Source organism: Flaviramulus sp. (genome assembly GCF_982512915.1).
Window position 1 is genome coordinate 106,565 of the sequence record NZ_CEWOCJ010000002.1, and the last position, 22,142, is coordinate 128,706.

Annotated in this window: 27 protein-coding genes and 1 pseudogene; 9 read left to right on the plus strand and 19 right to left on the minus strand. The window is 29.9% G+C overall.

Annotated elements, in window-relative coordinates:
• The 5 genes from AC1XJX_RS02045 to AC1XJX_RS02065 all read right to left on the minus strand — a co-directional run bounded on the left by AC1XJX_RS02045 (nt 1) and on the right by AC1XJX_RS02065 (nt 3,670).
• Entirely contained in the window at nt 1–426 is a 426-nt protein-coding gene (locus AC1XJX_RS02045) for a DUF2141 domain-containing protein (protein WP_482002301.1), read from the minus strand.
• Nucleotides 427–585: 159 nt separating this feature from the next.
• On the minus strand, nt 586–1,314 hold the full coding sequence (locus AC1XJX_RS02050; RefSeq protein ID WP_482002302.1) for an energy transducer TonB: 729 nt from the start codon (nt 1,312–1,314) through the stop codon (nt 586–588).
• Between the two features lie 134 nt (nt 1,315–1,448).
• Nucleotides 1,449–2,360 carry a TIGR01777 family oxidoreductase gene (locus tag AC1XJX_RS02055; RefSeq protein ID WP_482002303.1) on the minus strand — a complete coding sequence of 304 codons (912 nt, stop codon included), beginning with the start codon at nt 2,358–2,360 and terminating at the stop codon, nt 1,449–1,451.
• Between the two features lie 118 nt (nt 2,361–2,478).
• Nucleotides 2,479–3,165, minus strand: a complete 687-nt coding sequence (mnmC2, locus tag AC1XJX_RS02060) for a tRNA (5-methylaminomethyl-2-thiouridine)(34)-methyltransferase MnmC2 (protein WP_482002304.1) — start codon at nt 3,163–3,165, stop codon at nt 2,479–2,481.
• A 1-nt stretch (nt 3,166) separates the two neighbouring features.
• Entirely contained in the window at nt 3,167–3,670 is a 504-nt protein-coding gene (locus tag AC1XJX_RS02065) for a DUF4920 domain-containing protein (protein WP_482002305.1), read from the minus strand.
• Nucleotides 3,671–3,764: 94 nt separating this feature from the next.
• Between AC1XJX_RS02065 and AC1XJX_RS02070 the strand changes: the two genes are divergently transcribed.
• On the plus strand, nt 3,765–4,832 hold the full coding sequence (locus AC1XJX_RS02070) for a branched-chain amino acid aminotransferase (protein WP_482002306.1): 1,068 nt from the start codon (nt 3,765–3,767) through the stop codon (nt 4,830–4,832).
• 36 nt (nt 4,833–4,868) lie between these two features.
• Here the strand turns inward: AC1XJX_RS02070 and AC1XJX_RS02075 are convergent, their stop codons facing one another.
• Complete coding sequence (locus AC1XJX_RS02075; protein ID WP_482002307.1) at nt 4,869–5,252, minus strand: pyrophosphohydrolase domain-containing protein; 384 nt, start codon at nt 5,250–5,252, stop codon at nt 4,869–4,871.
• 527 nt (nt 5,253–5,779) lie between these two features.
• On the opposite strand from AC1XJX_RS02075, the gene AC1XJX_RS02080 reads away from it, so the two are divergent.
• Both AC1XJX_RS02080 and crcB read left to right on the plus strand, forming a co-directional pair.
• Nucleotides 5,780–6,805, plus strand: a complete 1,026-nt coding sequence (locus AC1XJX_RS02080; protein WP_482002308.1) for an SRPBCC family protein — start codon at nt 5,780–5,782, stop codon at nt 6,803–6,805.
• Nucleotides 6,806–6,807: 2 nt separating this feature from the next.
• Nucleotides 6,808–7,173 carry a fluoride efflux transporter CrcB gene (crcB, locus tag AC1XJX_RS02085; protein WP_482002309.1) on the plus strand — a complete coding sequence of 122 codons (366 nt, stop codon included), beginning with the start codon at nt 6,808–6,810 and terminating at the stop codon, nt 7,171–7,173.
• A 26-nt stretch (nt 7,174–7,199) separates the two neighbouring features.
• Here crcB and AC1XJX_RS02090 read toward each other — a convergent pair whose 3' ends face one another.
• On the minus strand, nt 7,200–9,353 hold the full coding sequence (locus AC1XJX_RS02090) for a TonB-dependent receptor (protein ID WP_482002310.1): 2,154 nt from the start codon (nt 9,351–9,353) through the stop codon (nt 7,200–7,202).
• A 206-nt stretch (nt 9,354–9,559) separates the two neighbouring features.
• On the opposite strand from AC1XJX_RS02090, the gene AC1XJX_RS02095 reads away from it, so the two are divergent.
• From AC1XJX_RS02095 to AC1XJX_RS02105, 3 genes are read left to right on the plus strand one after another with little or no spacing between them, the layout of a single operon-like run.
• Nucleotides 9,560–10,054, plus strand: coding sequence for an RNA polymerase sigma factor (locus AC1XJX_RS02095; RefSeq protein ID WP_482002311.1), 495 nt, complete (start codon nt 9,560–9,562; stop codon nt 10,052–10,054).
• A gap of 4 nt (nt 10,055–10,058) precedes the next feature.
• Nucleotides 10,059–10,694, plus strand: coding sequence for a hypothetical protein (locus tag AC1XJX_RS02100; RefSeq protein ID WP_482002312.1), 636 nt, complete (start codon nt 10,059–10,061; stop codon nt 10,692–10,694).
• 3 nt (nt 10,695–10,697) lie between these two features.
• Complete coding sequence (locus tag AC1XJX_RS02105; RefSeq protein ID WP_482002313.1) at nt 10,698–11,084, plus strand: DUF3784 domain-containing protein; 387 nt, start codon at nt 10,698–10,700, stop codon at nt 11,082–11,084.
• Nucleotides 11,085–11,093: 9 nt separating this feature from the next.
• Here the strand turns inward: AC1XJX_RS02105 and AC1XJX_RS02110 are convergent, their stop codons facing one another.
• The 4 genes from AC1XJX_RS02110 to AC1XJX_RS02125 form a co-directional block, all read right to left on the minus strand.
• Nucleotides 11,094–11,675 (minus strand): pseudouridine synthase, encoded by a 582-nt coding sequence (locus AC1XJX_RS02110; protein WP_482002314.1) that lies wholly within the window; start codon nt 11,673–11,675, stop codon nt 11,094–11,096.
• Complete coding sequence (locus AC1XJX_RS02115; RefSeq protein ID WP_482002315.1) at nt 11,668–13,959, minus strand: type IA DNA topoisomerase; 2,292 nt, start codon at nt 13,957–13,959, stop codon at nt 11,668–11,670. Before AC1XJX_RS02115 ends, AC1XJX_RS02110 begins: the two co-directional genes overlap by 8 nt.
• 105 nt (nt 13,960–14,064) lie before the next feature.
• Nucleotides 14,065–14,862 carry a lysophospholipid acyltransferase family protein gene (locus tag AC1XJX_RS02120; protein WP_482002316.1) on the minus strand — a complete coding sequence of 266 codons (798 nt, stop codon included), beginning with the start codon at nt 14,860–14,862 and terminating at the stop codon, nt 14,065–14,067.
• A 50-nt stretch (nt 14,863–14,912) separates the two neighbouring features.
• Nucleotides 14,913–15,554 (minus strand): NUDIX hydrolase, encoded by a 642-nt coding sequence (locus AC1XJX_RS02125; protein WP_482002317.1) that lies wholly within the window; start codon nt 15,552–15,554, stop codon nt 14,913–14,915.
• Nucleotides 15,555–15,557: 3 nt separating this feature from the next.
• On the opposite strand from AC1XJX_RS02125, the gene AC1XJX_RS02130 reads away from it, so the two are divergent.
• A complete protein-coding gene (locus tag AC1XJX_RS02130) occupies nt 15,558–16,259 on the plus strand; it encodes a peptidylprolyl isomerase (protein WP_482002318.1) in 702 nt (233 codons plus the stop codon).
• 77 nt (nt 16,260–16,336) lie between these two features.
• Here AC1XJX_RS02130 and AC1XJX_RS02135 read toward each other — a convergent pair.
• Nucleotides 16,337–16,937 (minus strand): annotated as a pseudogene (locus AC1XJX_RS02135) (trimeric intracellular cation channel family protein).
• A gap of 171 nt (nt 16,938–17,108) precedes the next feature.
• Between AC1XJX_RS02135 and AC1XJX_RS02140 the strand changes: the two are divergent.
• Nucleotides 17,109–17,528 (plus strand): DUF2141 domain-containing protein, encoded by a 420-nt coding sequence (locus AC1XJX_RS02140; protein WP_482002319.1) that lies wholly within the window; start codon nt 17,109–17,111, stop codon nt 17,526–17,528.
• A gap of 146 nt (nt 17,529–17,674) precedes the next feature.
• A complete protein-coding gene (locus tag AC1XJX_RS02145; protein WP_482002320.1) occupies nt 17,675–18,610 on the plus strand; it encodes a LysR substrate-binding domain-containing protein in 936 nt (311 codons plus the stop codon).
• Between the two features lie 35 nt (nt 18,611–18,645).
• Here the strand turns inward: AC1XJX_RS02145 and AC1XJX_RS02150 are convergent, their stop codons facing one another.
• From AC1XJX_RS02150 to rpmB, 7 genes are all read right to left on the minus strand, one after another.
• A complete protein-coding gene (locus tag AC1XJX_RS02150) occupies nt 18,646–18,843 on the minus strand; it encodes a hypothetical protein (protein ID WP_482002321.1) in 198 nt (65 codons plus the stop codon).
• A gap of 121 nt (nt 18,844–18,964) precedes the next feature.
• Nucleotides 18,965–19,765, minus strand: a complete 801-nt coding sequence (locus AC1XJX_RS02155) for a TIGR00266 family protein (protein WP_482002322.1) — start codon at nt 19,763–19,765, stop codon at nt 18,965–18,967.
• 73 nt (nt 19,766–19,838) lie between these two features.
• Nucleotides 19,839–20,297, minus strand: a complete 459-nt coding sequence (locus AC1XJX_RS02160; RefSeq protein ID WP_482002323.1) for a DUF4442 domain-containing protein — start codon at nt 20,295–20,297, stop codon at nt 19,839–19,841.
• 80 nt (nt 20,298–20,377) lie between these two features.
• Nucleotides 20,378–21,331, minus strand: a complete 954-nt coding sequence (ftsY, locus tag AC1XJX_RS02165) for a signal recognition particle-docking protein FtsY (protein WP_482002324.1) — start codon at nt 21,329–21,331, stop codon at nt 20,378–20,380.
• 160 nt (nt 21,332–21,491) lie between these two features.
• Nucleotides 21,492–21,644, minus strand: coding sequence for a DUF4295 domain-containing protein (locus AC1XJX_RS02170; protein ID WP_482002325.1), 153 nt, complete (start codon nt 21,642–21,644; stop codon nt 21,492–21,494).
• A 6-nt stretch (nt 21,645–21,650) separates the two neighbouring features.
• Nucleotides 21,651–21,833 carry a 50S ribosomal protein L33 gene (gene rpmG / locus AC1XJX_RS02175; protein ID WP_007648529.1) on the minus strand — a complete coding sequence of 61 codons (183 nt, stop codon included), beginning with the start codon at nt 21,831–21,833 and terminating at the stop codon, nt 21,651–21,653.
• Between the two features lie 25 nt (nt 21,834–21,858).
• Entirely contained in the window at nt 21,859–22,095 is a 237-nt protein-coding gene (gene rpmB, locus AC1XJX_RS02180; protein ID WP_482002326.1) for a 50S ribosomal protein L28, read from the minus strand.
• Nucleotides 22,096–22,142 lie beyond the last annotated feature (47 nt).

A 22,142-nucleotide genomic window follows, 5' to 3' on the forward strand; every position in this document is an offset into this window, starting at 1 on the left:
TTAAAGTTTAATAATTTGTTTTACAGTTGAATTGGTTACTTGAAATTTTGCATCTTCCCATTTTGGTGGCCCCATAAAACCTCTAGCATTATTAGAACATCCATAAGCTTCTTTCGGAATTCCTAAAAAATTAGAATCCATTATATTGTTACCATTTTCATCATGAAACAAAGAAATTGCATAAACTCCAAATGGTACATCTTTAAAAGTTACTTTACAATTATTGTTTTCAATTTTAGTGTAAGTAGCTTTAATCCCTTTGCTTAAAAAAGAGCTTTCTGAATTATAAAGTGATACAAATACTTTCCCTCTATTACTACTTAGATTAGTAATAACTACCTCAATATCATTTATAATTTCTTCCTGTGCGAAAGAAGAACAAATACTTAGAATGGTAATACAGAAAATTTTAATTAGGTTTTGCATGATAATTTGTTTTTAAATGGTGGTACAAATATCTAAGGCAAAATGACGTTTTAAAAAAGGTAATAACCGAACTGTTGTTTTTTAAAGCTGAATTGTAAAAAAAAAGACTAAGGTTTTAAACCCCTAGCCTTTTAATTAAAATAATATTTGTCAAAAAAATTAATTTTCTGCGTATTTAAAAAATATGGGAACAGCATAAGCAACACTAACAGGTTTACCACGTTGTTTCCCTGGCAACATTTTAGGAAGCACGCCAATAATTCTCTCGGCTTCTTTTTCTAAAACTTTATCCGGACCTCTAGATCTTATGTTACTTGTAAAACCTTTTGTGTTTACTACAAAAATTACTGATACACGACCTTGAATTCCTAGTTGTAAAGCAGTTTCAGGATATCTGAAATTATTTTTTACATGTTCTTGAATTTTTGCTTGAAAACAATCTTTAGTTTGGCTTTTAGTTAATCCTTCACATCCTGGAAAAACTGGCACATCTTCAATAACAGCAAATGCAACCTCAACATCTTCCTCTACTTCTTCAACACTTACATCTCCTACTTCTACTATACGTTCTTCAATTGCATCATCTTGTCCTATCTCGGTACTTTCAATAATAGTTTCTTCAATTTCTTCAACATCCTCGACTATTTGAATAGCTTCACTTACTACAGCTGGAGGTGGTGGAGGAGGAGGTGTATTTATGTTTATGAGTGGAATATCTTCTTCTAGTTGTTCGTCCATATTAACCATTTCCATTACAAAATCACTTTTTTCGTAAGTTTTGTATTCTAATGCTCTCCAAGATAACAACAACATTAAGTTCAAACCAATAGCAAAATAAATATTGCTATTTCGGCCAATTTCTAATTGTGGATTCTTTTTAGTTTTCATGACAAATAATATTTAATACCATAAAATTATTGTAAACATCAATAAATAAGTATGATAAATGTCATGTTACAAAAAAGACTTATTGCCTAATTTGTATCACTTTAAGAAATATAAAGATGAAAATTTGTTTAAAATTACTTCAATAAATTAATTAAGGCTGGTTCTAAGTTGTTGAATTTAAAATTAAAACCTTTAGTTTCTATTTTTTTAGAACAAACCCGTTGACTTTCAAACAACAGTTTATGCATCTCTCCTAGAACAAGTTTCATAAAAAACTTAGGGATATTTGGCAAAAACAAAGGTTTGTTTAAAACACTAGCTAAATTCTTAGTAAATTCTTGGTTAGTAACGGGGTTTGGTGCAACACCATTAAATGACCCACTTAAATTGTTTTTTAATACGAAAAGGAATATATTGGCTAAATCATTTAAATGAATCCAAGATTGCCATTGTTTACCGTCTCCAAAGGCAGCACCTATGCCTAATTTTACAGGTTTTACCATTTCTTGTAAGGCGCCTCCTTTGTTTGATAATACTAAGCCTATTCTAACTTTTGATACTGTAATATTTAATATTGAAAAAGCATCAACGGCATTTTCCCACTTATTTACAACTTGAGTTAAGAATGATGCCGACTCTTTATTAATCTTAAAATCTTCATCATAATAATTAATTAATGAGTCTGGATAAACACCAATAGCACTAGCCGAAACAACTTGCTTGATGGTATGGGTTTCGCCTTTTAAGCTATTTACAAGTAATTGAGTAGTTTCTAATCTACTATTCAAAATCTCTTTTTTGTAATTAGACGTCCATCTTTTAGATACTGTTGCACCAGCCAAATGTATAATAGCATCAACATCTTTAAAGCAATCTTTATCAATTTCTTGAGTTTGAGGATTCCAATAAAAACCTTGGTAATTTGCTTCTTTTTGAAGTTTAGATTTACTGGTGGTTAGATAGTTTACTTTTATGTCTTTTTTATGACAAAGTTTAACTATTTCTCCTCCAATTAATCCTGTAGCTCCAGTAATTAAAACTCGCATTCTATTTTTTTGTAAAAATACAAAAAGGTAAATCTTTCTAATGTAATTTTATGGAAGGTTTAACAATACCTATGACTATTAAAAATATTAAAATTCTCAAAACAATTAAAAAACTATTTTATGATTGTTTAGTTCCTCTAAGCATTTCTCGTTTACCTGGTGGTCCGGGTAATTTTTCAACCATAAAACCAACGCTTTGCATCGCACGTCTAACACTACCTTTTGCTGCATAAGTTACTAAAACCCCATTAATTTTAAGAGCCTTGTACATGATTTTAAATATAGCTTCTGTCCACAATTCTGGCTGAACTCTAGCTCCAAAAGCATCAAAATAAATGATATCATGAGTATCTGAATCATTTATTTCATGAAACATTTTGTGTTGTTTAGTGAGTTGAAAATTAGGGGTTAGCTCATGCATTTTATCCCAAGAAAATTCGTGAATTTTATTAAAAGTAGTTTGATATATTTGGGACTTTAATTCTTTGGAATAGTTAAGCTGACTGATTTCTTCCATTAGAACAGGATAGCCTTCCACTCCAAAATAATCAATATGCAGTTGTAACTTTTCAGCTTCCAAAAAGGTTATAAATGCATTTAAACCCGTACCAAAACCAATTTCTAGAATTGAAATATTATAATGATTCTTAAAAGTTTTAGAATCACAAAAATGATGTAACCCATGCTTTATAAAAACATGATAAGCTTCTTGTATGGCACCGTGTTTAGAATGATAATGCTCATCCCATTCTGGTAGATGTATTGTTGAAGATCCATCGCCAGTTATAACAATTTCGCGCTTCAAATTATTGCTTTACTAAAACACCATTTGCTTCAAACGAATATGTTTTTTTAGGTTCTGTTATTTGAGCTATTTCTTCCTTAGATTTTCCTGCATCTTCGGCATAATGTTGTTGCTCATCAACAGAAACCTCATTTACAAATGCTTTACCATTTACAATCACTTCTTTTCCCGCAATATCTTTAGGAACAAAAAACCCATAATCTTTAAATTTAACCATTACTTCATTTCCATCTTCAAGATTTAAAGTCATCCAACAACCTTTAGATTGACATACTTCAATTACTTTAGCCGTAATTTTAGAATCTATACTATCACCAACATTCATAGCTTTATAGTGAGCCGCCATAGAGCTTGAAGCTATGGCGTCATCTGCTATAATTTCATTTCCAAAAGACACATACGCTATTTCTTCTACTTTATTCTCCTCTTTTCGAGATTCTTCATTTTTCTTTTTGCAAGAATTTAACACTAAAACACTAATAATTAATAAGCTTATTGATTTCATGATATAAATATTTCAATTTTAAACGATTTATGTAAATATACTACTTTTTAAAAACGTTTTTTAGTTAAATTTGTATCATTAAATAATTAGATTTATGAATGCCATAAGCAATGATATAGAGATTATAAAAACAAAAAATACAAAAATTAATGATGTAGATTTTGATAATTTAAAATTTGGAAGTGTTTTTTCAGATCATATGCTAGAGTGTGATTTTAAAGACGGAAAATGGCAAGTACCTAAAGTGGTTCCTTATGCGCCTATAACGCTTGATCCCTCTGCGAAAATTTTTCATTATGGACAATCTATTTTTGAAGGTATGAAAGCCTACAAGGATACTGATGAAAATGTTTGGTTATTTCGTCCTTTGGATAATTTTAAGCGATTAAATATTTCTGCAAAAAGACTAGCAATTCCTGAACTTCCGGAAAACTATTTCATGGATGGCTTAAAAGCACTGATAACAGTAGATAAAAATTGGATTCCAAAAAAAGATGGCAGCTCTTTATATATCAGACCTTTTATATTTGCATCAGGAAAAGGCTTTCATGCCTCTCCTGCTGATGCATACAAATTTATAATTGCAACAGCACCTTCTGGTTCTTATTTCGCAGGTGAAATTAGAGTTTTAATTGAAGAAACCTATTCGCGTTCAGCAAATGGTGGGGTTGGTTTTGCGAAAGCTGGCGGTAATTATGCTGGACAATTTTATCCAACACAATTAGCAATTGAAAAAGGTTACCAACAAGTAGTTTGGACAGATGATAATACCCACGAATATATTGAAGAAGCTGGTGCTATGAATATTTTTGTTCGTATTAATGATACGCTTATTACGGGACCAACTAGCGATCGTATTTTAGATGGTATAACTCGTAAAAGTATCATTGAAGTGGCTAAATCTGAAAATATTGCTGTTGAAGTGAGAAAAATTTCGGTAGCTGAAGTCGTTGAAGCTTCAAAAAATGGTAGTTTAAAAGAAATGTTTGGTGCTGGAACCGCAGCCGTTATATCACCAATTTCAGGTTTTGGGTATAAAAATGAAGATTTCGAATTACCAAAACTAGAAGACACTTTTGCTAACTATTTAAAGAAACGTATTACTGATATACAAACTAATAAAGCTGAAGATCCATTTGGCTGGAGATATAAAGCTGATTAATTATTTAAAAAAAGGAAGCTAAATAGCTTCCTTTTTTTATTTTAAAATAGATTGAATATCTGGATTGAAGTAATTTGGGCCTTTAAGCACTTTACCATCATCACGATAGATTGGCTCGCCATCTTCTCCCAATTTACTCATATTACTTCGTTGTATTTCATCAAAAACTTCATCAATTTTATGTTGCATACCGTGCTCAATTATGGTTCCGCATAAAATATAAAGCATATCGCCTAGGGCGTCTGCTACTTCAACTAAATCATTGTTATTTGCAGCTTCCAAATATTCTTCATTTTCTTCTCTCATTAATTTATATCGAAGCATATTTTTTTCAATTCCTAAATCTGCTTTAGGCGTTTCTCTATATCCTATTTTAAATGCTTTGTGAAATGCTTTTACAGCCTCTATTTTATTTTCCATCTAATCTCTTTTGTTTAAATTTGTATAAAAATAACTATATGTTTAGTAAAGGTCAAATCATTTTTGGTGTTTTATTTTTTATTGTATTTTCTATAATTATTGGGTTTACTTACAAAAAAGATTTAAAAATCCATAAAAAATTTTACAAAGGCAGTTTATGGGTGCTAGCAGCCTTTATTGCCTTTATTTCATTTATCGCTGCAATCAAATTTCTTCTTTAAAAAGCTAGGAATAAAACAATCTTAGTTGTTATATAAATAAATACTTTTTTTTAACGCAACCATTTTAAAATTTAAGTATCTATTAAGTAACTAAAGAACCAATCATGAAAATTCTATTAATAATCAGTGTATTAATTTTTGTTAATATAATATTGTTGATATTAAGTGTTAATAAAAAAACAGAACCTTAATTTTTTTCTTTACTGCTTACATCTTTATTATAATTACTGTTTATTTATAATCATCATTAAATCAAAATCTTAAAATGATTATATTTGGTTTGTATAACGCTTCAAACCAAAAACAATGAAAGCTCTCAAATACATTCTCTTTCTTTTTCTTATTGCCATTATTGGTTTAGCCATTTATATCGCTGTACAACCAAACCAATTTAGTTTTACGAGGAGTAAACTTATAAAAGCTCCAAAATCCATTTTATTTAACTACGTAAATGATTATAAGAATTGGCCTAGTTTTTCTCCTTGGATTGAACAAGAACCAAATGCAACATTAACTTATGGTAATAAAACTAGTGGTGTAGATGGAAATTATGCTTGGAATGGAGAGATTTTAGGTGAAGGTATGATGAATACCACTACTATTGAAAAAGACAAATCAATTTCACAACAAATTACTTTTATAAAACCTTTTGAATCTGAGTCTAATATAAATTGGACTTTTGAAAACACCCTTGAAGGCACCTTAGTAACCTGGGGAATGGAAGGCAAGCAAGGTTTTATGACAAAATTGTACACTACCTTCGCTGGATCGATAGAAGAAAATACGGCAACAGATTTTGATAGAGGTTTATTTAAATTAGATAGTATTACAACTGTTAATATTGAAAAATATAGCATTACGATAGAAGCTAACGCGCAACATGGTGGAGGCTATTATTTATATAATACTACATCTTGTAAAATATCAGAATTGGAAAATAAAATACAAGAAATGATGCCTAAAGTTACATCCTATGCTACGAATAATAATATACCAATGGCAGGATCGCCATTTACACAATATATTAAATGGGACGAAGAAAACAATGCCGCAATATTTTCAAGTTGTGTGCCAACTACGGATAAGGTAATTACTGAGGCTAATAGTAGTATTTTAACAGGACAATTAAACCCTTTTAAAGCCGTTAAAACAAGCCTTAAAGGAAATACTAAAAATTTAAAAGAAGCTTGGGAAAAAGCTATGAATTATATACCTGCAAATAATGTTGAAGCAGCAGTTGATGGTCCTATGTTAGAAGTTTACAAAAAAGATATTTTTAACACACCAAATCCAGCTGATTGGATTACTGAAATTTATATTGCTATAAAATAGATATGAAACAGCTTATATTAGTTTTTTTAGGTGGTGGTTTAGGTAGTGTTTTACGATATATTTTAAGTAAATTTTTAAACAATGCTGAAACTGGAATTCCATATGGCACATTTGCTGCCAATATAATTGGTAGTTTACTTATTGGAATTATACTTGGTTTAGCTCTTAAAAATGACTCGCTTTCACAAAATCAAACTTTACTTTTAGCAACTGGGTTTTGTGGTGGTTTTACAACCTTCTCAACTTTTGCTTATGAAAACCATGTGTTTTTAAAAACTGGAGATTTTACAAGTTTTGCTATTTATACTATAGCCAGTTTTATAGTAGGCTTTTTAGCTGTTTTTTTAGGTATGTTTTTAGTAAAATAAACCTTAATGTAATCAAAAATAGCTTGTTATAAATTGTCTAACTGATTACTCTTTTTGTCATCACTTATCGTCCAGAAAAAACCAATAAAAAAGAATTGATCTGTTGCTGATCGTAAAGCCCTTCTATTAAAATTTCCATTAATATCTGGCGTATTTGCGTACTGGTAACCATTTATATTTTTAAATCCTAAAACATTATTTACAGAAGCATAAAATATTTTTTGAGGACTTATTAAATACGCCCAATTAACGCTTAAGCTATTAAAAGACTTCGTTTTGTCATTTAAAAACCCAGATTTATTGGGATTGGTAAAAGTTCTTCCAGATGCATAGGAGTAAGCTAAACCAACTTGACTTTTTAAATCATCTATCCAATATTTTCCAACTAATGAAAAATTGTGCGTATTTGCAAAATTTGGCTGTGCTTTTGAAAGGTAATTTTTATAATCTCGCTTGGTATCTAAAAAAGAATAACTTAACCAATAATCAAAGTTTTTGATGCTTTTACTATCTCTCCAAAAGAAATCAATTCCTTTCGCAAAACCATTACCATCACTATTAAAATTGGTATCAAAATTTACAAATTCTGTATCGTATTTAACCAAATCATTATAATTCTTAATATAAGCTTCTGCTCTAAATATTTTTCTGTCTGCATTAAACTGATAATTAAAAATATAATGCGATGTGCTTTGTGCTTTTAATTCTTGATTAAATTTTAAAATATCGCTATTGTGGTTTTGAAAAAAATTACCATAAGCTAAAGATACTTGACTTTTACTATTTGTTTTATAAGCAAACGAGACTCTGGGAGCTAAATTAAAATCTTTGAATAATTGACTATACTCCGAACGAATACCTGTTTTAAAAGCCAAATTTTTTGATATAAAAATATCGGCTTCTGCAAAAGCTGCAATAATATTATTCTCAAAACCATATGCAACATTTTTAATAGTTTGGTCACTGTAGTTTTCTTTAAAATCAGTAGTAAAATACTCTGCTCCTAAGTATAATTTAAAGCGATTACTAATACGGTTTTTAAATTTAATTTTTGTGTGAATCGAATTTTCAACACCATTAATAGCACTTTCAAGAATATTAAATTTATTATTACTGTAGGTGTAACTAAAGCCACCATGTAACGACCAATTGTCATTTAAAACACTCTGATAAGAACCATTAAAATATAAGTTTTTATTGTTTAATTTGAAATAAACCCCCTCTTCAATATTAATATCTTCTTGAGTTAATTCAAAATTAGTCGCATCAAAAGCGCCATAAAGCTTTATTATTCCTGTATTGGTTTTTATTCTAAAAACAGTTTCACCAAAAGCCGTTTCAAAAGGTTTTATCCAATTATTTCTATTATTAAAAATAGTGTTATAAGGTGCTAAATTTATGTAGGAGGCATTTACGCTTATCGAACTTTTTTTCAATTTTTGAGTATTTCCTATATTAGCTCCTAGGGTCATAATACCAATATCTGTCTTTTCTTGATCGGGCTCATCAATAGTATTTAAAAGCAACACACTAGATAAGGCCTGACCAAACTCTGCTGAATACCCACCTGTAGAAAAAGTGATTCCATCAAATAAAAAAGGTGAATACCTGCCGCGCGTTGGTACATTATTTGTTGTTGGAGCGTAAGGTGTAAATACACGAATTCCATCTATAAAAATTTGAGTTTCTTCTGCTTCCCCCCCACGTACAAACAAACGTCCATCTTCAGCAACTGTTGTGGTTCCAGGCAAGGTTTGTAAAGCACCAACAAAATCACCCAAAGCACTTGCCGTAGTTACCACATCCAAAGGTTTTAAAGCATTCACTTTGCTATTGTCTCCTGCCGAAAATGTTCCTGCCGAAAGTACCACAGCATCTAAAGTGTTAACATCATCACGAAGCTTAATGGTGAGATTCTTCATATAAGACAAATCTCCTGCCATGGTAAACGTTTCATACGATAAATAGGAAACAATTAATACAACACTTCCTGTTTCTGAAGTATCAAAAGTAAAAATTCCATCTTCATTGGAAGTAGTGCCATCATAAGTGCCCTCCAAATAAATATTAGCTCCTACAATGGGTTCATTTTTACTATTGAAAATATTTCCATTAATGGTTGTTTGGGCATATAATTGAATGCTGATTATAGTAATGACGATGGTTATTAAATTTTTCATTTGATTGATTTTTAAACAGTTCGTTTTTTGTTTGATTAAGCAAATTTGAAGGAGAAGTGTGGAAGTAAAAATTGAAAATTACCGAACTGTAAAATATGTGCGATGAATTGAATTTTTTGTTTAAAAATCTATTTTAAAATTTAATTTTTACAAATTTGTAACGTTTCCATAGTTTGGGCTACTTACATAATAACTAAACCATCAATTTGAATAAAGAACTAGAACATAGTTTTGTAGAATTGCTAGAAAAGCATCAAAATATTGTGCACAAAGTTTGCCGTTTGTACACCAATAACTATGATGCTCATAACGATTTGTTTCAGGAAATAACCATCCAACTCTGGAAAGCATATCCTAAATTTCGTGGCGATTCAAAATTTAGTACTTGGATGTATCGTGTTGGTTTAAATACGGCTATTACGCTTTACAGAAAATCTAAACGAACAATTAACACTCAAGATTTTGAAGGTGTTGAATTTAAAATAAAATCTGAGGATTATGATGATACCGAAGAGCAACAATTAAAAATTTTGTACAAAGCTGTACATGAATTAAATGATATTGAAAAAGCACTTGTTTTCTTGTATTTAGAAGACAAAGACTATAGAGAAATTAGTGAAACCTTAGGTATTAGTGAAGTTAATGCACGTGTTAAAATGAATCGTGTAAAAACGAAACTTAAAACCATACTTAATCCGTAAAATTATGGATGAATTAGATATATTAAAGAAAGATTGGAATAAAGCTAATACCGATTACAAAAAATTATCGGTAAAAGATATTTACCCCCTGTTACAAAAAAAATCGTCTTCTATTGTTAAGACACTTTTTTACATAAGTATTGCTGAACTTATGTTTTGGATTCTTATTAATTCAATTCCTTATTTCTATTCAGATGAATATAGGCAAAAGCTACAAATAATTTATAGTAATGAATATGTTTTAACAGGAATTACCTTTCTAACCTACGGTATTATTCTACTATTTATTTATTTACTTTATAACTCTTACAAATCTATATCTGTTACTGATAATGCTAAAAACTTAATGAAAAGTATTATTAAAACTAGAAACATCATTAAATGTTATGTGATTTATAATTTAGTTATAGCTGGTGTATCTTTAATTTTTGGCTTTTATCATGCTTTAAATAACGACCCAAATATTGCTTCACAAATTGAAAACTTTAGCTCCAAAGAATTAGCTATTGCCTATGCTATTATGATAATTTGTACAGTTATTTTCATTTTAATAGTTTATCTTTTTTACAAGATTATTTATGGATTTTTATTAAAAAGACTTAACAAAAATTACAACGAATTAGAGAAGTTAGAAGTTTAATTTATGATTCTGACTATTTTAATAATAGGAATTATTTTTATTGGCATTGGTTTTATTCTAACAGAAAATAATGCTAAATATTTACTTTCTGGTTATAATACTATGAGTAAAGAAGAACGAAAGAATTTTGACATCAAGACTTTCATTCCTTTTTTTAAGTTATTTCACATTTTTCTTGGATTAACAATAATTGTATTTGGGTTGCTATTTGATATTTTAAAATATCATACAGCTTTAAAGGTTTTACTAATAATATACCCTATTTTAATGTATATATATTTTATTTGTAAAAGTAATTATTACTACATAAAAAAACCTTCTAAAATCAACCAAATAGGGATTGTTTTATTATCTATTATTTTGGTTTTTATAATTATTAAATTATTCTAAACGTGCTTTTTAAATTAAGTTTTCAACCTCTACAACATCTCCTATTTGCATATTATTTAAGCTTATATTACCTACTTTAACACGAACGAGCCTTAATGTTGGAAAACCAACTGCTGAAGTCATTTTTCTAACTTGCCTAAATTTCCCTTCATTTAAAGTTATGGAGATCCAACTGGTTGGTCCGTGTCTTTCATCACGAATTTTTTTAGACCGTTTTGGTAAGTTTGGTTCGGTTTCTAGTTTAAAAACTTCACAAGGTTTGGTCATGTATTTTCTGCCTTCAAAACCAATTTCAACACAATTTTTTAGTTTATTAATAGCTTCTTCAAGAATATCTCCATCTAATTGTGCATAATATTCTTTATCAAATTTTTTACTGTTAATAAGGTCGCTTATTTTTCCATTAGTAGTTAATAGCAATAATCCTTCAGAGTTTTCATCCAATCTGCCAATAGGCATAATCCCCTCTGGAAAATCATGAAGTTCTCCTAAAAAATTTTTATTTTTTTGTTGTGAAGAATTGCTGAAAAACTGACTTAAAAACCCGTACGGTTTATAAATTATAAAATGTCGATGTTTCTTTTCAAGCACTTTCTGTGATGATTTTATGAACGAGCTCTTTTGTTGGTTGATGCCCATTTATTTTAGTTCGAACCACATCAAAACTCACTTTAAAATTACAACCCGATTTAAAAGCGCTGCATCCATAAGCCGTTTTACCTTTTATCACTGTTCCTTTTTTACATTTCGGACAAATAAGTTTATCTGTTTTTGGTTTCACTGATTTATGCTTAGGTTCTAATTTTAATTTGAAATTTTCATCAAAACGTAGTAGACCTTCAATAGTTCCAGCATTAGTTTTAAAATCTTTTAGATTAACAGTTGAGCCTTTCTGTAGCAACCTAATAAACTGTTTCTCAGTTATTTTTTTCTCGTGGATAATAAATGGCAACAAAAAATCGCAACCAGATTTAAAATCACTACAACCAAAAGCATTTTTTCCTTTTAATAATTGCCCATTTTTACATTTTGGGCAACTTTCATTAATAATTGCTGCTTCTTTCTTTTTACTAATTTTTGTAGATCTATTTTTTATTACAGTTACTTGAGATATATTAGCTCTTATATTTTCACTACGTACCTCATAAACCAAGGCATCAACCATGACCTTCATGTTCTTTATAAAATTAGCTGCACTAAATTCGCCTTTTTCTATATCTTTCAATTGCTTTTCCCAGTTACCAGTTAACTCAGCAGATTTTAATAAATCATTTTGAATGATATCAATAAGCTGAATACCTGTTACTGTAGGTAAAATTTGCTTTTTATTACGTTTTATATATTGCCTTTTAAAAAGCGTTTCAATAATATTGGCTCGTGTTGATGGTCTACCAATTCCATTGTCTTTCATTAAATCTCTTAATTCCTCGTCATCAACTTGTTTACCAGCAGTTTCCATGGCTCTAAGCAATGAGGCTTCTGTAAATTGATTAGGAGGTTTGGTTTCCTTCTCTAAAAAAGAGGGTTCGTGTGATCCTTTTTCTCCTTCAACAAAAGTTGGCAAGATATTAGACTCTTTAGTTTTTGTGTTTTCGGTTTCAAAAACAACACGCCATCCTTTTTTTAAAATTTCTTTTCCAGTAGTTTTAAAAATAACAGTATCTGCTTTTCCTATAACCGTGGTGTTAGAAACTAAACAATCGTCATAAAAAACAGCAATAAAGCGTCTTACTATACTATCATAAACTTGCTGTTGGTTGTATTGTAAATTAATTTGAATCCCAGTTGGAATAATAGCATGATGGTCTGTTACCTTTTTATCGTTGAAAACTTTAGGCGACTTTTTTATTTTTTTGCCTAAAAGTGGCTGTGTTAAACTTGAATAATTGGTTAACTTTTGAAGAACACCAGATACTTTAGGATAAATATCACTTGGTAAAAATGTGGTATCTACTCTTGGATAGGTAACCACTTTTTGCTCGTATAACTTCTGTACTATTTTTAAAGTTTCATCAGCCGAAAAACCAAATTTATTATTGCAATACACCTGCAAACCTGTTAAATCAAATAATTTTGGAGCAAAATCATTCCCCTTTTTCTTTTCAACAGAAATAATTTCAAAATTACTTTCTTTAACTTTATTAGCTAATAACTCACCGTCTTCCTTTTTTAAAAAACGTCCCTCTTCATAACTAAATAAAGTCTCTCGATACAGTGTCTGTAATTCCCAATATGTTTGTGGTTTAAAATTTTCAATCTCCTTAAACCTGCTAACAACCATAGCTAAAGTTGGGGTTTGCACCCTACCTATGGATAAAACTTGCTTGTAACCACCATGCTTTACGGTGTATAATCTTGTAGCATTCATCCCTAAAAGCCAGTCGCCAATGGCTCTAGAAAATCCTGCATAATATAAATTATCGTAGTCTGAAGCTGGTTTTAAATTTTGAAATCCTTCTTTAATAGCTTCAGTAGTTAGTGAGGAAATCCATAAACGTTTCACTTCGCCTTTATAATTGGCTTGACTCATTACCCAACGTTGAATGAGTTCTCCTTCTTGACCAGCATCACCACAATTTATAACAAGATCCGCTTTATCAAATAAACTTTTTACAATTTTGAATTGCTTCTGAATTCCAGAATTTGAAACTACTTTAGTTTCAAACTTTTCTGGTAACATGGGTAAATTATTTAAATCCCAACTTTTCCAGTATGGTTTATAATCATTAGGCTCTTTTAAAGTACATAAATGCCCAAAAGTATAGGTTACTGCATAGCCATTCCCCTCAAAATATCCATCATGTTTAGTATTAGCACCTAAAACTGAGGCTATTTCTCTGGCTACACTTGGCTTTTCTGCAATACAGACTTTCACTTATTTTTATTTGAATTGTAAAGTGCAAAATAGGTATTTTGATTAGGTTTTTTAAAGAGAATTATTAGGAGTTATTAACTAAATAACACAATAAAAAACTCAATATCACCACTTACGAAGTTTATTTAACTCTTCAAGCGCTTCTAACTCACTTTGTGGAATAACTTTTAAAAACGATGGATGCTGCTCTATAGCAAATTCTATTTTTTTAACTATATCTTCAGTTGATTCGTTATCATAATCAATCTCTAACGGCGCCTTAATTTCCATAGATTGAAGAATATTTTTCTTCTTTATACGCAATCCCTTTTTATCAAAAGAACGTCTAAATCCATCAATAACTATAGGCACAACTATTGGCTTATAGCGTTTAATAATGTGTGCTGTTCCTTTTCGAATAGGCTTGAAAGGTGTTGTGGTTCCTTGCGGAAAGGTAATCACCCAACCATCATCCAAAGCTTTACCAATGTTTGATATATCACTCATTCGCACTTGCCTATTTACATCTTGCCCTTCTGCTCTCCATGTACGCTCAATACTAATAGAACCAACATAAGCCAAAATTTTAGGTAACAAACCATCTTTCATAGTTTCTTTAGCTGCTACGTAGTAAATATTTAATTTAGGATTCCATAAATATCCTACATTTTTTATAGAATCTACTCTACCACTTAAGCTAGCATTAAACACATGAAACATAGATACCACATCGGCAAAATAGGTTTGATGGTTAGAAATAAATAATACGTTAGTATCTGGTAAGTCTTTAATAATTTCAGAGCCTTCTATTTGTAATTCGTTAAAACCTCTAAAACGCCTGTGCGTCATAGCCCCCAAAATACGAATGAGCCATTTTTTTACAATTAGTATATGCCCGAATGGATTTCTTTTAAACAATCCCATAAATCATGCTTCAAATTAGTTAGTTATTACAAATGTAATAAATCTATAAACTAGATGAGTTGTTTTAATAAGTCTTTAATTTCACTTAACATCATAGCGGTTGCACCCCATACTATATGATTATTTAATTGAAATGCTGGCACATCAACCTCCACCCTATAAGATGTTTCTACTTTTTTAGTAATCAATGTTTTATCGTCTAAAAAGTGTTCTAAAGAAATTTCTAAAATAGCTTCAACTTCATCGACTTGTTTAATAAAATTTGGAGTAGTATTAACATAAGCCATGAATGGATGCACATAAAAATTGCTAGGAGGTATGTAAACTTGAGACAACTTTTTAACCACATTTATGGTATTAATAGGCACTCCTACCTCTTCAAAAGTTTCTCTTAAGGCTGTATCTTGTATAGACGAATCCATTGTTTCTAATTTACCTCCAGGAAATGCTATTTGAGCAGAATGTACCCCTTTGTAAGATTTTCTTAAAATTAAAACGAACGTGGTTATATTGTATACATCTGGGTAAAAAAGCGCCAAAACCCCAGCGTTTTTTGCGTTTTTGATAGCTTCCTTATTTAAACTTAATAACTCTTGACGGAACGGAGGTACCATTTTAAAATGAGAAGTTTCGGCTGGTAGCTTAATATTTTTTATTTTTGATAACGATATTAAAAAATCATCAAATTTCATGGTATGCGCCTAATTATACTTTTAAGTTTTTTCTTTTTATTTATGAGTTGTGAAGATAAACAAACTAAAAAGAAATTTACAAAAGAAGAAGTAACGAAATCTAAAAACGAAGTTTCTGAGGAAAATGATATAGAAGCTCTCGAAATAAAATACCCTAAATTAAACTCTAAAAATGCCATGGACTTTTTTTTAGAGTATAATAAAAAACATAAAGAAAATAGAGCACGTATTACAACTGATTTTGGCACAATTGATATTTTACTATATGAGAATACAAAATTTCATCGTTCGAATTTTATTTTTTTAACTAAACAAAAATATTTTAACGGCACTCAGTTTTATAGAGTTATTGATAATTTTATAGTGCAAGCTGGAAATAGTGATGATGTAATAACTGCTAAAAAACGCGCTAAAATTGGCAAATATTTATTACCTCCAGACACAAAACGCGGTTATAAGCATGATAGAGGTGTAATATCTATGCCTAGTAGTGAGATTAATAACCCACATAAATTAGCATCGCCTTTTGAGTTTTTTATTGTAAACCAAATAGGTGGTGCTCACTTTTTAGATGGCGATTACACGATTTTTGGTGAAGTTATTAAAGGTATGGATGTGGTTGATAAAATTGCAGCTGTTGAAACAGATGATGGAGATTGGCCTATGAAAAATATTTTTATTAAAAAGGTTGAAATTATTGATTAATACTGATCGCGTTGGGGATAGAAGGATGCTACCGTATAGCGCGAAAAGCCCGACCAGATAGAGTAAAACAAAAAAAATTAATCTTTATAAACTGTTGGCAATGCTATTTTATATTTTACGGCTAACAACATAGTTACTATAACTACAATGCCTGCAATTACAAAAATAATATTGTTTGGAATTAGTAACTCGCTTAACAAAAAATAAGTAAAACCTCTTAAAATACATGCGGTTGCGTAAATTTCTTTTCTAAAAATAACAGGAATTTCGTTACACAAAATATCTCTTATAACGCCTCCAAAACTAGCTGTCATGGTACCTAATGCGATACATATTACTGCATGTAAATTGGCATTAATACCTTTTTCTATGCCTAAAAGTGTGTTTAGTGCAATGCCGATGGTATAGAAAAGAAATAATGAGGTACGAAGGTAATTAATTTTGCTTCTGAAAATGGTGGCGAATAATGCAGATAATAAAATGACATATGTAAAGGTAATATCTTGCATCCAACTAACTGGTGTATTACCTATAAGTAAATCGCGTAATGTGTCACCACCAACGGCGGTTACAAAGCCTATTATTAAATACCAAATAGATCCATTTTTTTATTGATGGATACCAGTACACCTGAAATAGCAAAAGCGATGGTTCCAAAATATCTACGATATAAAACATACTTTGTTTTTGGTATAATTTGTTAATTTTTCAAATATAAACTTGAGGTTTGAATATGTAGGAAAAAATTATACAATTCATCTTTAAAAATCTACAATTGAGTCACTACAATTATTAAACTTTACAAATGTATATGATATTTGAAGTGTAAAACAAATAAAAACAGACATCATGAAAACACTATCTACACTTATCGTATTAGGATTATCAATCTTATTTACCAACGCTCAAGAAACAGGAAACTCAAAAACAATTACCGTTACTATTGAAAATATAACTAATAATAATGGACATGTTTTGCTAGCCCTCCATACTGAAAATACTTTTATGAAAGGTAATGGCATACAAACTCAAGAAAGTAAAATTATAGATGGAAAAATTACAGTTACTTTTGAAAATGTTAAAGTTGGCTCCTATGCTATAATGGCTTTACATGATGAAAATGATAATAAAACAATGGATTTTTCTGAAAGTGGCATGCCTAAAGAATCTTACGGAATGTCTAACAATCCAGCTGGTTTTGGCCCACCTCAATTCACTACTGCAAAATTTGATTTAAAAGAAGATTTAGACTTAAAAATTATATTTTAAACTATATAGACCTTAAAAAAAGCAACCTAGTGGTTGCTTTTTTTATATTTCAATTTTAAGTATTCTGTATTTTAATTTATTATTAACAGCTGTTGTGATAAATTTTATTGATAGTTTTTATATTTTTATAATCTAAATTGATTATAATGACTATTACCCAATTGTATTATGTTTTGGCTGTTGCTGAAAATCAAAATTTCACAAAAGCCGCAGAAAAATGTTTTGTGACGCAACCAACGCTAAGCATGCAAATACAAAAACTTGAAGATGAGCTTGATGTTTTAATTTTTGATAGAAGCAAAAAACCTATAGAACTTACTGATGTTGGTAGAAAAATTGTAACGCAAGCTAGAAATATAGTAAATGAATCTTATAGAATACAAGATATAGTAGACCAACAAAAAGGCTTTATAGGAGGCGAATTTAAAATTGGTATTATACCAACTGTGATGCCTACTTTATTACCTATGTTTTTAAAAGCTTTTGTCAAAAAACACCCAAAAGTTAAATTAAAAATTGAAGAATTAACAACTGAGGAAATAATTACCAGAATTAAAGATGGCCATTTAGATGCTGCAATTGCTGCTACTCCTTTAGAAGACGATAGCATTAAAGAACGTGTACTTTACTTTGAACCATTTGTGTGTTATATCCCAAAAGGCCACAGACTTCATGAAAACAAGAAGATAGATGTTTCTGATTTGGATATTAATGATATGTTATTACTTGAAGATGGACATTGTTTTAGAGATGGCGTCATCAACTTATGTAAAGTTTTTAAAGACCATTCTGATGATCAATTTCAAATTGAAAGTGGCAGTATTGAAACACTTGTTAAATTATCAAATGAAGGTTTAGGAATGACTTTACTTCCGTATTTGCATAGTTTAGACATTAAAGAAAAAGATAATTTACATTATTTTAACGAACCTACACCTGCAAGAGAAGTTAGTATTATTTACCATAAAAGTGAGTTGAAAATTCAAATCATTGAAGCTTTACAAGATGTTATATCGGGTATTATAAGAGGTGCTATTGCTTTTCAAGATGTGAAAATTATTAGCCCATTACCTAAAAAATAAGAAATTAAAAAAGCGACTTAAAAGTCGCTTTTTTATTATGGTTTTAAATAAATTAAACATTGATTTAATTCAGGTTTTTGTTGAATAAGAGTATGAATAAATATTTTAAGTTCTTCAATCTCGTAAGGTAATAATCGCTGTAATGCTTTTTGCACTTCTTTACAAAATAAAGCTGCATCAAAACTGACTTTGTTTAGTATAGTTTTTGTGTACTCTAGCATAGCTCTAGCCATTTTAATTAAATTTAAGTTTTTATTGAAATAGTAGATTTGTTTTATAATTGTAAATTTAAAATTATCATTCTAATTTACTAAAAAAACAAACATGATTTTTTTTATTAAAAAAAATTTAACACTAAAATCTATTATCACCATCTATTAAATTACCTAAGCCACCCAGGATACTGCCTTCTCCTCGATTTTTACCACCACTTTGTGGAGCTGAAGCTAAAACTCTGCCAGCTAATCTACTGAATGGTAAAGATTGAATAAAAACAGTTCCCGGACCTTGTAATTTTGCAAAAAACAAACCTTCACCTCCAAAAATGGTATTTTTTATACCTCCAATAAATTCGATATCATAATCAATAGTTTGATCAAAACCAACAATACAGCCGGTATCTACTCTTAAAACTTCTCCTGCTAAAAGTTCTTTTTTTGCCATAGTACCACCAGCATGAACAAAAGCCATACCATCACCTTCTAATTTTTGCATGATAAATCCTTCTCCTCCAAAAAGACCTCTACCTAATTTTTTAGAAAATTCTATACCAACACTTACTCCTTTAGCTGCGCAAAGAAAAGCATCTTTCTGACAAATAAATTTACCACCAAACACCGTTAAATCAATAGGTATAATTTTTCCTGGATAAGGTGATGCAAATGACACATTCCGTTTACCAATCAGGTTATTATAAAAAGCAGTCATAAATAAACTTTCACCCGTAAGTATACGTTTACCTGCACCTAAAATTTCCCCTAAAAAGCTTGAATCATTTTGCGAACCATCACCAAAAATAGTTTCCATTTTAATACCATCATCCATCATCATAAAACTACCCGCTTCAGCTATTACGCCTTCATGAGGATCTAGTTCGATTTCTACGTATTGCATTTCTTCTCCGTAGATTCTATAATCAATTTCGTGTGCTGTCATCTTTCAAACTTTTTTAATTCTGTATATGAGTTGATAAACTTGAGCATTTGTTACAATATTTTTAAATAAAATACTATGGTCTCTTCACCTTAATACTCCATTCAAAATTAAAGGTTGAAACCACAACACCTTCTTCATTAACACCCTCAGATTTCATCCAAATTGTTTGCCCCTGTCCAGTTTCAATAGTATTTTTTATGGCATCATCTATTAAATTACCGTTAGTACATGTAAAAGTAATTATACCAGTAGCCTTTTTAGTAAAAGTAGCATTGTTACTAGTAACCAACATTGAAATTTTTCTACCAGAATCTTGAATTTTAGCAATCATTAAAGCGCCAGTTGAAAACTCTGCTGCCATACCTTGTACTGCCCAAAACATCGATCTAAAAGGATTTTGATTGATCCATTTATGTTTAACCGTTACTACACATTTAATATCATCAATATATTTTGTTCTAACACCACAAAAAAATGCGGCAGGTAATTTAAAAATAGTATAAGTATTTAGTTTTTTTGGAGTGATATTCATAATTTACAAATAATATTTTGTTGATTTTTTTTTAAAGATTTAAATGGAATGATTTATGTAATCTCTTAACGTAATAAAAGTTATTTGAAAAAAGAATCAACAAACTCAAACTTATTAAAAACCTGTAAATCTCCAATACCTTCACCTACTCCAATATACTTTACTGGAATTTTAAATTGATCGCTAATACCAATAACAACACCACCTTTTGCTGTTCCATCTAATTTAGTTACTGCTAACGATGTTACCTCAGTAGCTGCAGTAAACTGTTTAGCTTGTTCAAAAGCATTCTGACCAGTAGATCCATCTAAAACTAATAAGACATCATTAGGCGTATCAGCAACTACTTTTTGCATCACACGCTTTACTTTTGTAAGCTCATTCATTAAGTTTACTTTATTATGTAAACGACCTGCAGTATCTATAATAACAACATCTGCATCTTGGGTTACGGCACTTTGCAACGTATCAAAAGCTACCGAAGCTGGATCACTACCCATATTTTGTCTTACCAAAGGAACATCTACTCTATCAGCCCAAACTTGAAGCTGATCAATAGCTGCCGCTCTAAACGTATCAGCAGCACCTAAAACTACTTTAAATCCTTGCTTCTTAAATTGAAATGCCAGTTTACCAATGGTTGTTGTTTTTCCAACACCGTTGACACCAACTACCATAATTACATGAGGTTTTTTATGTTTAGGAATTGAAAACTCAGTTTCCTCTCCAGAATTTGTCTCACTTAACAAACCTGCAATTTCTTCTCTAAGTATTTGATTTAAATCATCGGTTCCTAAATATTTATCTTTTGAAACCCGCTCCTCAATACGTTCAATTATTTTTAATGTAGTATTTACACCAACATCACTTGAGACTAAAACCTCTTCCAGATTATCCAAAACCTCATCATCAACTTTAGATTTTCCTGCTACAGCTTTACTTAATTTACCAAAAAAACTAGTTTTGGTTTTTTCTAAGCCTTTATCTAAAGTTTCCTTTTTATCAGAAGAAAATATTTTTTTAAAAAAACTCATCTATATTATTTTGATTATTGTTAATGATAAAACTATTTTTATTGATATTGTCAATTTTTTTGCCAATTTGAAAAATATGTTATTATGGCAGTTAAATATAAAATAAAAAAGCTGCTTTCAAATAAAGAAAGCAGCTTATAATATCTTAAAACAAGATGTTTTATTTTTTGTTGAAAAATTCTTCAGCGAATTCTGGTGCCATTATAGACTCAACAAACATATAAGCACCTGTTTTTGGTGATTTTACCATTTTAATCGCTTTTGTTAATCTTTTAGAAGATGTTTGTAACGATGCTACTGTTTTCTTTGCCATGACTTATTATTTTATTTCTTTATGAACTGTCATACGTTTTAAAATAGGATTAAATTTTTTAATCTCCATTCTATCCGGTGTATTCTTCTTATTTTTTGTAGTAATGTAACGAGAAGTTCCTGGTTGACCAGACTCTTTATGCTCTGTACATTCTAAAATCACTTGTATTCTATTGCCTTTTTTTGCCATGTCTTTTACTTATTAAATACAGCTATTATTTTAAAAATCCTTTAGATTTTGCATCTTTAATTGCTGCAGATATTCCTATTTTATTAATAGTTTTTAAAGCAGATGTAGAAACCTTTAAAGTTACCCAACTTTCGTCTTCTGGTATGTAAAAACGTTTCTTAACTAAATTCGCATTAAATTTACGTTTAGTTTTATTCATAGCATGAGAAACATTGTTCCCAACCATTGCCTTTTTTCCTGTTAGTTCACAAACTCTTGACATTGTATATAACTTTAATTTTTTTGTTGTTTAAAAACGAGGTGCAAATA

What these genes read in the sequence shown, in the direction of transcription:
- AC1XJX_RS02045 (WP_482002301.1), bottom strand. Translation starts at nt 426, where the DNA reads ATGCAAAACCTAATTAAAATTTTCTGTATTACCATTCTAAGTATTTGT.
- AC1XJX_RS02050 (WP_482002302.1), bottom strand. Translation starts at nt 1,314, where the DNA reads ATGAAAACTAAAAAGAATCCACAATTAGAAATTGGCCGAAATAGCAAT.
- AC1XJX_RS02055 (WP_482002303.1), bottom strand. Translation starts at nt 2,360, where the DNA reads ATGCGAGTTTTAATTACTGGAGCTACAGGATTAATTGGAGGAGAAATA.
- AC1XJX_RS02065 (WP_482002305.1), bottom strand. Translation starts at nt 3,670, where the DNA reads ATGAAATCAATAAGCTTATTAATTATTAGTGTTTTAGTGTTAAATTCT.
- AC1XJX_RS02070 (WP_482002306.1), top strand. Translation starts at nt 3,765, where the DNA reads ATGAATGCCATAAGCAATGATATAGAGATTATAAAAACAAAAAATACA.
- AC1XJX_RS02075 (WP_482002307.1), bottom strand. Translation starts at nt 5,252, where the DNA reads ATGGAAAATAAAATAGAGGCTGTAAAAGCATTTCACAAAGCATTTAAA.
- AC1XJX_RS02080 (WP_482002308.1), top strand. Translation starts at nt 5,780, where the DNA reads ATGAAAGCTCTCAAATACATTCTCTTTCTTTTTCTTATTGCCATTATT.
- crcB (WP_482002309.1), top strand. Translation starts at nt 6,808, where the DNA reads ATGAAACAGCTTATATTAGTTTTTTTAGGTGGTGGTTTAGGTAGTGTT.
- AC1XJX_RS02090 (WP_482002310.1), bottom strand. Translation starts at nt 9,353, where the DNA reads ATGAAAAATTTAATAACCATCGTCATTACTATAATCAGCATTCAATTA.
- AC1XJX_RS02100 (WP_482002312.1), top strand. Translation starts at nt 10,059, where the DNA reads ATGGATGAATTAGATATATTAAAGAAAGATTGGAATAAAGCTAATACC.
- AC1XJX_RS02105 (WP_482002313.1), top strand. Translation starts at nt 10,698, where the DNA reads ATGATTCTGACTATTTTAATAATAGGAATTATTTTTATTGGCATTGGT.
- AC1XJX_RS02120 (WP_482002316.1), bottom strand. Translation starts at nt 14,862, where the DNA reads ATGGGATTGTTTAAAAGAAATCCATTCGGGCATATACTAATTGTAAAA.
- AC1XJX_RS02125 (WP_482002317.1), bottom strand. Translation starts at nt 15,554, where the DNA reads ATGAAATTTGATGATTTTTTAATATCGTTATCAAAAATAAAAAATATT.
- AC1XJX_RS02130 (WP_482002318.1), top strand. Translation starts at nt 15,558, where the DNA reads ATGCGCCTAATTATACTTTTAAGTTTTTTCTTTTTATTTATGAGTTGT.
- AC1XJX_RS02140 (WP_482002319.1), top strand. Translation starts at nt 17,109, where the DNA reads ATGAAAACACTATCTACACTTATCGTATTAGGATTATCAATCTTATTT.
- AC1XJX_RS02145 (WP_482002320.1), top strand. Translation starts at nt 17,675, where the DNA reads ATGACTATTACCCAATTGTATTATGTTTTGGCTGTTGCTGAAAATCAA.
- AC1XJX_RS02150 (WP_482002321.1), bottom strand. Translation starts at nt 18,843, where the DNA reads ATGGCTAGAGCTATGCTAGAGTACACAAAAACTATACTAAACAAAGTC.
- AC1XJX_RS02155 (WP_482002322.1), bottom strand. Translation starts at nt 19,765, where the DNA reads ATGACAGCACACGAAATTGATTATAGAATCTACGGAGAAGAAATGCAA.
- AC1XJX_RS02160 (WP_482002323.1), bottom strand. Translation starts at nt 20,297, where the DNA reads ATGAATATCACTCCAAAAAAACTAAATACTTATACTATTTTTAAATTA.
- ftsY (WP_482002324.1), bottom strand. Translation starts at nt 21,331, where the DNA reads ATGAGTTTTTTTAAAAAAATATTTTCTTCTGATAAAAAGGAAACTTTA.
- AC1XJX_RS02170 (WP_482002325.1), bottom strand. Translation starts at nt 21,644, where the DNA reads ATGGCAAAGAAAACAGTAGCATCGTTACAAACATCTTCTAAAAGATTA.
- rpmG (WP_007648529.1), bottom strand. Translation starts at nt 21,833, where the DNA reads ATGGCAAAAAAAGGCAATAGAATACAAGTGATTTTAGAATGTACAGAG.
- rpmB (WP_482002326.1), bottom strand. Translation starts at nt 22,095, where the DNA reads ATGTCAAGAGTTTGTGAACTAACAGGAAAAAAGGCAATGGTTGGGAAC.